General features: G+C 39.3%; 5 protein-coding genes and 1 pseudogene. All 6 read right to left on the reverse strand.

Features of this window, described 5'->3' with window-relative positions:
- A pseudogene (gene padA, locus M1G01_RS07680) lies at positions 1–4,784 on the reverse strand (LPXTG-anchored isopeptide-forming adhesin PadA); the annotation flags it as partial.
- Between the two features lie 61 nt (positions 4,785–4,845).
- Positions 4,846–5,433 carry a TlpA family protein disulfide reductase gene (locus M1G01_RS07685; RefSeq protein ID WP_001168152.1) on the reverse strand — a complete coding sequence of 196 codons (588 nt, stop codon included), beginning with the start codon at positions 5,431–5,433 and terminating at the stop codon, positions 4,846–4,848.
- Positions 5,434–5,825: 392 nt separating this feature from the next.
- Positions 5,826–7,172 (reverse strand): type I glutamate--ammonia ligase, encoded by a 1,347-nt coding sequence (glnA, locus tag M1G01_RS07690; RefSeq protein ID WP_001122883.1) that lies wholly within the window; start codon positions 7,170–7,172, stop codon positions 5,826–5,828.
- Between the two features lie 38 nt (positions 7,173–7,210).
- A complete protein-coding gene (gene glnR, locus M1G01_RS07695; protein ID WP_000664333.1) occupies positions 7,211–7,567 on the reverse strand; it encodes a transcriptional repressor GlnR in 357 nt (118 codons plus the stop codon).
- A 76-nt stretch (positions 7,568–7,643) separates the two neighbouring features.
- Complete coding sequence (locus M1G01_RS07700; RefSeq protein WP_000119887.1) at positions 7,644–8,171, reverse strand: FUSC family protein; 528 nt, start codon at positions 8,169–8,171, stop codon at positions 7,644–7,646.
- Between the two features lie 141 nt (positions 8,172–8,312).
- Positions 8,313–10,146, reverse strand: a 1,834-nt coding sequence (locus tag M1G01_RS07705; RefSeq protein WP_247931534.1) for an SspB-related isopeptide-forming adhesin, incomplete at its 5' end; no start/stop codon positions are given.

The raw sequence follows: 10,146 nt of genomic DNA on the forward strand, positions 1-10,146 counted from the left end.
TTGTCAAGAGTTTCAGCTTCTTTGCCGTTCACATCTTTCTTGATTTCTGGCACTTCTGGTGTTGGTGGCGTTACTGGAACTTCGTTAGAATCCTTGTGGTATCTTGGATTATGATCAATATCATAAGAAGCCTTATTCGGAATCTCTGTCTTACCATCTTTATTCACATAAGCTGATAAGTTGGCATTATCTCTAATCTTAGCCTTGAAATTCACTTCAATTGACTTACCGGCATCTGCTTTTACAGAAGCTTCTGTAAAGGCAACTTTGATGACTTGACCAGAAAGTGTCACTGTCGCCTTCGATCCTGCATCCTCACCATCAAGTTTAACAGTAGCTGAAGCATTCTCACCGACAAATTCTAGAACTTCTTTCAACTCGTCTGTCATCTCAAACACAGTTGCGCTGGCAGGCATTGTTGTTTTCAAAGTATAAGTAAATTCTTCATTACGTTTTGCAAGATCATAACGTTCTGCTCCGTTTACTTCCTTCTTAAGCTCTGGAGTAGTGGTTGGTGGTGGTGTAACTGTAACTGGTTTTGATTCTTTCTTAGAATCAGGATTGTCATTAATGATGTAGCTAGCAGTATTTGGTACTACTGGCTTGTCTTTTGCTTCATTTGGATAAGCAGTCAAGAGAGCATCGAAAGTGATGCCGTCTTTAATCTTGGCATTGAATGAAACTTGGACTGCTTTACCAGCATATTGTTTCACTTGATCTTTTCCAAATGTGACTGTCAAGGTTTGACCTTCTGTTTTCACAGTCAAATCTTGAACAGCTTGGCCGTCAACAGTGACAGTTGCTTCCCCTTCAAATGCCAATTCTTTGACGATATCATCTGAAATGGTGAAGCTATCTGCCACATGTGGAACCGTTGAGTCAATCGTATAAGTAAAGATTTCTGATAACTTACCAAGATCTGCGTGTTCCTGACCATTCACCTTCTTCGTGATTGGTGGTGGTGTAACAGTGACTGGCTTGGTTTCTTTCTCACCTTGTTGGTCATTCTTGTTGGTGTAAGTAATCTTAGCTTTGTTCTCAATAGATGGAACAGTTGAGCCTTTCTTCACTTTGGCATGAATCACGAGCTCTACTTCTTGGTTACCGTAGTCACCCGCATTCGCAAAATCTTTCATCGTTGCAGTCACGGTTTGACCTTGAACTGTTACATCGAAGAATTTCGCTGCAGCTCCCTTGATTTCAGCTTGACCTGGAGTCAAGTTCTCATCCAAGGTATCCGTTACAACGAAGGACTTGTACGTTGTAATATCATTTGGCAATTTCGCTTTGATATTATAAGTAAAGTCGGTTTCCGCACCGATTGTTGCCTCTGTCAGTGTTTCGTTGATTTTCTTATCAACACCTGGTTCTGATGGAGGGGTTACGGTGACAGGTTTCGTTTCCTTTTCTCCGCTATGATCGTTCTTATCTGTGAAGCTAAACTTCGCAGTATTTGGAATGTTGATACGAGTCACTCCATCATTGATCTTAGCTGGAATAATCAATTCCACTTCTTGACCAGCAAGAGCTGTAGCGTTCGCAAAGTCCTTCATCGTTGCAGTCACGGTTTGACCCTCAACTGTTACATCGAAGAAGGCAGCAGCTGCTCCTTTGATAACTGGTTTGCTTGAAGTTTCATTGATAACTGACAAATCTCCTTCAAGTGTATCTGTAATCACAAATTTCTTGTAATCTGTAATATCGGTTGGAAGTTTTGTCTTAATGTTGTAGTTATACGCTTGACCTGTCGCGATATCTAAGTGATCAAGAGTTTCATTGATCTTCTTCGTTACAGGAGGTGGCGTTACGGTGACAGGTTTCGATTCAACTTTTTTCTCTACATTATTCTCATTTGTAAAGGAAATAGAAGCCTTATTTTCAATGGTTGTGCCTGTCACACCATTTTTAACTTTTGCAGGAATGACTAGTTCAACAGTTGAGTATTTTGCAAGTTCACCAAATTGACCATCCTTCACCGTTGCCGTAATCTCTTGGCCATTGGTGCGGATATCAAAGAGGGCAGCTGCAGAACCTTTAATACTTACGGCACCTGCAAGTTCCAAATTAGCATCTAGTGTATCACGAATCACAAATTTCTTGTAATTTGCAACATCACTTGGTACTGCTGTTGTAATGTTGTAGTTGTATGGTTGTCCATCAAATGTTTGGAATGTATCCAAGTTTTCATTAATCTTCTTATTAATAGAAGGTTCTTTTGGTTTTGGTGGTGTAACCGTTACTTTATTTGATGTTTTCTTGATATCATTCAAGACAACATCTGCCGTGTTAGGTACTTTAATTTGACCATCTTCCTTATATTTAGAAAGGTCAGCACCCGCACGAATCTTAGCCTTGAAGGTCAATTCAAGGTATTGAACATCTTTAGTCTTACGACGCGTTACCTTACGTGAGATTTTTTCGAGTTGAGTTTTATCAAGAGTCAGTGAAACAGTTTGACCTTCAACTTTTACAGCAGTTTTCAACTCAGTATTATCTTTTTCACCAAGTTTTACATTCAAGCTATCTGCCTGAACTTCCAACTCTGAAACAACTGTATCTGTAAGGCTGAATGTATCTGCAAGGCCTGGCCATGGAACAGTCACTTTGTACTCGAAGAGTTGTTCTTCTGTCTTAAGATCTTCATGTTCCTTATCATTGACCTTCTTCGTAATTTCTGTTACAACTGGTGGTTTCACATAAACAGGATTTGAACGGCGAATCGTACTTGGTTTAGTATCTGTCTTGGCATGCGCATCTTGGTTTGGTTGATTGTCATCACCATTCCACATGATATTACCCTGGTTCAGCAAACCGAATCCATCATTATCCTGAAGAAGGGCCATAAATTCTTTACTTGCTTGATTATTGCGGTATTGTTCTTTCAAACGAACCTTGATGGTCATTTGAGCTTTCTTCAATACCAAGTAATTATAGTTTGATCCTTTAGCAGGAACATCAGCAACAACAACATCACGTTCGTTTCCAAGATCGTCATTTTGTTTCACGACACGAGTGGCCCATTTTTCTCCATTTGGTCCAGTAGCTGAACTTTCAACTACTTCCAAACGGTAGTCAAGTGGGTCTGTCAACATGACGTTCTTTTCAAATTCGTAGGCTACGTTATTGAAGTTGTAATCAAGAGTATAGGTGAACTCCTCTGCCTTGTCTGACAATTGTGCAGAATAGGCTTTTTTCTTTGTCAAACCAAGCGGGTCATCAATTTCTCCCAAGTCATTTCTCTTATCTGCGTCGGTAATTTTCTTAGTGACACTTGGGTAACAGTACTCGAGCTTTTGAACTTCAACTTTTTCATTACGTCCACCGATTTTTTGAGTTTTAAACTCACCCGTCTTGAAGACACCAGTCAACTCAGGAACTGTAACTTCTTCTTTTACAGGTTTATAATCAGCTGGCGGATCAACTTCATCCTCTTCATTCGTTTCAGGAGCACGTGCTTCCTTACTCAAATCATAGTCGAAACTGTTATTACCTGGATTGAAGACACTATCGGGTACATAGATTGTGACATTGTCGCCTTCTTGATTGATTCGACCACGAATTTGTTTTGATGGGTCTGTGACTTTTTCAACAACAGTCTTGCCATTGATTCGAACAGCATCCACCTTATATCCAGGTGTAACAGTGAACTCACCTTTAATGTCTTCCTTAATCAACGCAGCTCCAACAGATTCTAGAACTCGACTTGAGAACTTATTGATATCGCTTTGTTCATTAACATAGAAGGAAACATTCTTACCATTAATATTTTTAGCTGGAGAAGCCATCCCCTCTAATGCTTCATGGAAGATATCTTGGACACTTCGGTTATCTCCTATATTAAAATATTTTGAATAACCTTCTCTATATGTGTCATAATACTGAGCTTTAGAGTTTTCAAAGATTGATACGTCTTCCCAGAAACCTACTACTACAGTCCCTTCGGAACCAACAACATTTTTAAGTCTTGTAGATGCTTCCTTAACCTCTTCCACACGCCCTAAAACGTTTTGAGATGCTTCAGTTAGCTCATTAAAATTCCAGGCACGTGAAAGAATTTTGTTACGATAATCACTGTACTCTAGACGAACCTTACCATCCGGGTCACGTTTCCCATTAGCAACACCATCCGTAATCAAAAGGAAGATGGTCTTACGACCGTTAGCCATATTCCCTTTTATTTGATTATATTGAGCAATGACATCGTCAATAGCTGGAACGGTTGGTGTTCCTCCTGCTACCTTAATATTATCAATGAATTGATGGATATCATTTTGATCAGAAGACAAGTTGCTAGACTTGTATTTGTAATCATAATCAGCTCCCCAACCACCAACAACATCTTTACGACCTGTAAAATCATTATTGTAGTAATAGTTGTATCCATCCGCACCTTGGAAGGTTGCCATCATAACTCGGTCTGATGTATCCGGGTTATCAGTCTTAACCAAACGAGGATTATTCTCATCATAATTTTCTTCACTGACAAATGTTGTCAATGTTTTTAAGGCATTTTGGACATTAGGAATGGTGTTCCTGAACGATCCACTCGCATCCTGAAGGATAACTAAGTCGACCGGTTTACGTGGAACTGTCCACTTTGTTTGGTCCGATTTCTTTATCTTACGATAACATCCATTCTGGATAATTTCCGTATTATCTCCTACTCGAATTACCTCAGTTTCATCAGCCGCACCACGACCGAAACGTAAACTAGCTAATCCTAATGGCACAGAGAGAAACAGAATCGTAAACAGAATGGAGACCTTTTTAATGAAATCTCTCATAATTTTCTCTGAAATCCTATTGTGATTTCTTCTTCCTCCTTTTTCCCGAAATGAATGTATGTTAGTTTAGCAATTCTTGTAACTCTTTCGAGAAATTTTCAGCAGTGGTATGATTTACTAATACATTCTTTACCTGTTGCTGTTTTGTCACAAGATACATACTTGGTATGGTTTGAACCTGTAAAAGATCGGCTGCGGACTGATCTTCGTCATAATAATAGGGGAAAGTATATCCTTTTTCTTTGATATACTGATCAGCAGTTTCCTTTGTTTCTTTTCCTGGTTCGTTCATATTCAGAAGAACAAAATGAATTTGATCTCCATACTTTTCATACATCTGCTGAACAATGGGTAGTTGTTTCTGGCAATGCGGACACCAACTAGCCCATTCGACAACTAACATAGGTTTATCATACAGTTCCGAGATAGCAATCAATTTGCCATCTTGAGAGGTCATTTTAAATTCTGGAAGTTGTTGACCTTTTAAACTCAAAGCCGTATTGTTCTTATCACTAGAAGTTGATTGCGAAACTGACGATGAACCTATATCTCCATCCTTAGTGGGTCGGGTGTAATAAAGTAAACCCACCGCTAAACCTATGATGACACCCACCGCTAAAAATGGTAGCCACCACTTGTCTTTTTGCATAACATCTCCTTTCCTTTAATAGTAAAATACAACGAATAAGTCTTGAGTAGATAACATATTAATACAATCAAACAAAAACTGCGACTCATTCATTCCAAATGATATTTTATCATTTACTATTCATTTATACAAGCAATACGTTGTCAAATAGTAAACTTTTTTTAAAAGTAGAAAATCGCCATTAAATACCATCATTGTACAGTTTTTCTAATCATAAACTTGATTTCGTTTTCTGAGATTTGTCAGAATATTCCCGTTTCCGATGCATAATTGTAAGCAAGGCAAGAAATATGAATTGCCTATATTACCTATACTAAAATTTGCATCAAAATACTTTTATAACATTGCAAAAATAAAAAAGATTATCCAATTAGATAATCTTTTTTATGTTCTTAATACAAATCAAGATAATTATCAACTTCCCATTGTGAAACAAAGGTTGCATAGCTGGCCCACTCGATACGTTTCGCTTCAAGGAAGCTAGTGTAGATGTGTTCACCTAGGGCTGCCTTGACCACGTCATCCTCAGTCAAAGCTTTCAAAGCGTTGTGAAGAGTTGATGGAAGATCAGTGATTCCAGCTTCCTTACGCTCTTCTGCTGTCATGATGTAGATATTCTCTTCGATAGGAGCTGGTGCTTCGATTTTGTTTTCAATACCATGCAAACCAACTTCCAAAAGAACCGCCATAGCGATGTATGGGTTTGCCATTGGGTCCACTGAACGCAACTCAAGACGAGTTCCCATACCACGTGAAGCCGGCACGCGCACAAGTGGCGAACGGTTACGACCAGCCCAAGCAATGTAAACAGGTGCTTCATAACCTGGAACCAAACGTTTGTATGAGTTAACTGTTGGGTTCATGATAGCAGTATAGTTGTAAGCATGCTTGATCAAACCGCCAAGGAAATGGTAGGCCGTTTCAGACAACTGCATTCCTTTTGGATCATTTGGATCAAAGAAGGCATTGTTTCCTTCTGCATCAAACAAGGACATATTACAGTGCATACCTGATCCAGCAATACCAAATTTTGGTTTTGCCATAAAGGTTGCGTACAAACCGTGTTTACGAGCAATGGTTTTTACTACGAGCTTAAAGATTTGAATCTTGTCACAGGCACGAAGGACTTCATCATACTTGAAGTCAATTTCATGTTGTCCAACCGCAACCTCGTGGTGACTCGCTTCTACTTCAAATCCCATTTTGGTCAAGACATTCACGATTTCACGACGTGTATTGTCCGCAAGGTCAGTAGGCGCCAAATCAAAGTAGCCACCCTTGTCATTCACTTCAAGTGTTGGGTCGCCATTTTCATCCAACTTAAATAGGAAGAATTCTGGCTCTGGACCAAGGTTGAAGGATTTGAATCCTACTTCTTCCATATGACGAAGTGCACGCTTCAGATTACCACGTGGGTCACCTGCAAAGGGTTCGCCTTCTGTTGTATAGACATCACAGATCAAACCTGCAACACTTCCATTTTCATCTCCCCAAGGGAAGACTGTCCATGTATCCAAGTCTGGGTACAAGTACATATCTGACTCATTAATACGTACAAAACCTTCAATAGAAGATCCATCAAACATGGCTTTATTTGACAAGACCTTATCTAACTGTTCATCTGTAGCAGGAATTTCGACGTTTTTCATCGTCCCCAGGATATCTGAAAACATGAGACGAATAAAGGTAACATTTTTTTCCTTGACTTCACGACGAATATCTGCAGCTGTGATTGGCATGGGTTTTCTCCTTAATATATATGACTACTTGCGATTGCCTAACCGCGACCAAAGGGTGACCGTACTGAAGCAAAGCGCCCCTGCTGGAGGAGTTCATTGTGAAGTGCGCGACGCACTTCCGTCTGACTCACGGCTTTCTTGGACTTCGCCTCGCGTTCAGCATATTTTTTCTTAATCGCAGCAATATTATGACCTTCAGAGATATAATCTTTGATTTCAAGCAGACGATCCATGTCATTCAACGAATACATGCGACGGTTCCCTTCGTTTCGATCAGGTTTGATCAACTCTTGATCTTCATAATAACGAATCTGACGCGCTGAGAGATCGGTCAATTTCATAACACTGCCGATAGGAAAAACAGCCATATTTCGGCGAAATTCTCTTTCCTTCATTTACAATTTCCTTCTTCCTGTCTATTATAGTCTAAAAAAAGACATACGTCAACGAATAATGTCATAAAATGTAACATTATTTTCTTTTTTTCTCCCAAAAGAGTTTCAGTTGCTCAATATCATAATTTACAAGGATTGCGACAAAAACTCCCATAAATGTTTCAAATACACGTGCAAACACGTACAAAAATGTTTCTCCGCTCGGTATTGATAGGGTAATGATCAACATAGCCGCTACACCACCGATAACTCCTGCCTTGTTGTTCATGGCGACATTTGTCATAATGGTTAACATGGTGCAAATCGGAACAACTAGTAAAGTTACCCAAAAGGCTCCATGAAATAAAGTGTTTAAGAGGAAAAAGACAAGGGCGTAAAAACCGCCAATACTATTTCCTAAGATACGCGAAGTTCCAAAATGGACGCTCTTATCAAAGCTCTCTCGTAAACTGAAGACTGCTGTCAATGCTCCGATTTGAAGCCCCTTCCAGCCAAAAAAACCAAAAATCAAGAGAACTATAAATACGGCAATCCCTGTTTTGAAGGTTCGCATACCAAGCTTGAACTGTGACTTATCAAATTTATATTTTTTAAAATAACTCATAATCTCAACTTTCTACTACCATTTTAACATAAATTAGTTGATTTTATGAGTGAAAATCAATAGGAAGCGTTTTTAATTTAGGGGTACAAAAAAGAGGAAACAGAGTTCCTCTTTTCTATTTAAATTCAGAGCTTAGTTGCTTTAATCTTCTTTACGTTTCAACTGACCAAGTCCTAAAACTCCTACTAAAGCTGCTAGACCAAGATATGGCATGTAGCTTGAATCATTTGTACCTGTTTGAGGTAGAGTAGGATTCCCTTTTGGATTTGGAGTAGGAGTTGTTGGCTCCTCTGGTTTCTTAGGTTCTGGCGTTGTCGTGCGAACTGTATTTGAAGCATAAGCAACTTTGTTCACAGTATTTACATAGGTATTTTCAAAGGTTCCGACAGCAATTCGTTTCATTTGAATATAAGTCTCAGCCTGGAATGGAGAATCCAACTGAATCTCTTGAAGGAATTCTTCCTTGAAGCGAATTGTAATCATTCCCTTATCTTGATTATGTTCAACCTGTGTTTCAGCTGTTAAGTCTGTCCCTGCCTTAATAACACGACCGTCTTTCAATCGGATATCAACCTTGGCAAGAACTTTATAGTTTCCAGTGTATTGATCACCTTTTTGGTCATAATCATCTACAAAACTATAGTCATTCAAGTCCTCAGAATGATTTTGTGGAATCAAACCACCGATTAAACGATAATTGAAGAACTGGTTCAACGGAATTGTTTGGCCATCAATATTGTCACTGCTTGGATCCATACTGATTGTCACATCTTTTTTCGGTGTGATTTTCGGTACGTTGTTGACAACTACTTCTGTAGCATAGCCATTTCCAAAATCAATTTGGTAGGCTTTGTTTTCATACTTACCACCCGTTTGACCAAATTCAGGTTTAACTGTCATCGGATCTGTGATTAGCAATGATTTTCCTGCTGCTACATAGTTCTTGTAGAATTCAGCTGGATTATCAGCTGAGAAGAGTTGGAAAGCACCTTTAACAGTGATGTTTGCTTTCTTCAACAGATCTTGAACCTTCTTAGGCGCAGCTTCTAAACTATCAAATTGTTGAACACTGACACCTGGTACAAGATTGCCCTCTAGATCACGAATCTTAACCAATTCTGGTTGAAGGGTTAAGGCTTCTTCTGGATAATCATCCACATAGTAGAAACCATTTTGAATCGCTTCTTTAGAAGATTTATCTCCCTTGTATTGGTCCAAATCCCATGTGAGTTCATAGTAGTTTGTTGAACCAGCTAGAACTTCTTTGCCATCAATATTCACACCTTGCTTGTTCTTGTTAACTTTCAAAGGCTTGATGTAGTTGTTATTTGGATTGTCAGGATCATTTGGTTTACCTGGAGTCGTTACACGAACAATGTTTGACTTGACACCGTAGGCATCGTTGACTGTCAATGTAAAGTTGTTTGTATAAGTCGCCCCATCATTCAAGACACGACCAACAACAGTTGGATATAGAGTCTCAAAGGATTTTGTCAAATCTGCATTGAAAGCTGCCAAGGTCTCCTCAGTAGCCTTAAAGGTTACAGTGTGACTAGCTTTATCATAGCTTGTTTCAAAACCTTTGCTTGCAGCCTTGGTTGTTTCCAAATCAAACTGATAGCCAGTTGGAAGTGGATCTACCAATACAAACGAAGTTGTTTTTGGACGCCCTGCAGTTAAAGCTTCCGTTTTCAACTCAAACTTCACTACAGACTGCTTAGCAACTAGAGTACGGTCGATATCTACTCCATCCTCATTTTTAATTTCTTTATTAATCTGAGGTTGTGCAAATAGACGATTGTAATGGAAGTGAACTGTTGGCACCGCTGGTGGTGTTGGCAACTGCTTAGGAGTTGGTGCTAGCGGCGGAGTTGGCAATGGATCATAATTTGGCTCTTCTGGTTTTGATGGCTCTGGTTGATCTGGAGTTTTTACCGGTGGAGTTGGCTCATTTTCATAGCTTGGTGCTACTGGA

The sequence above is a fragment of the Streptococcus oralis genome (assembly GCF_023110055.1).
In the GTDB taxonomy this organism is placed as follows: domain Bacteria; phylum Bacillota; class Bacilli; order Lactobacillales; family Streptococcaceae; genus Streptococcus; species Streptococcus oralis_BY.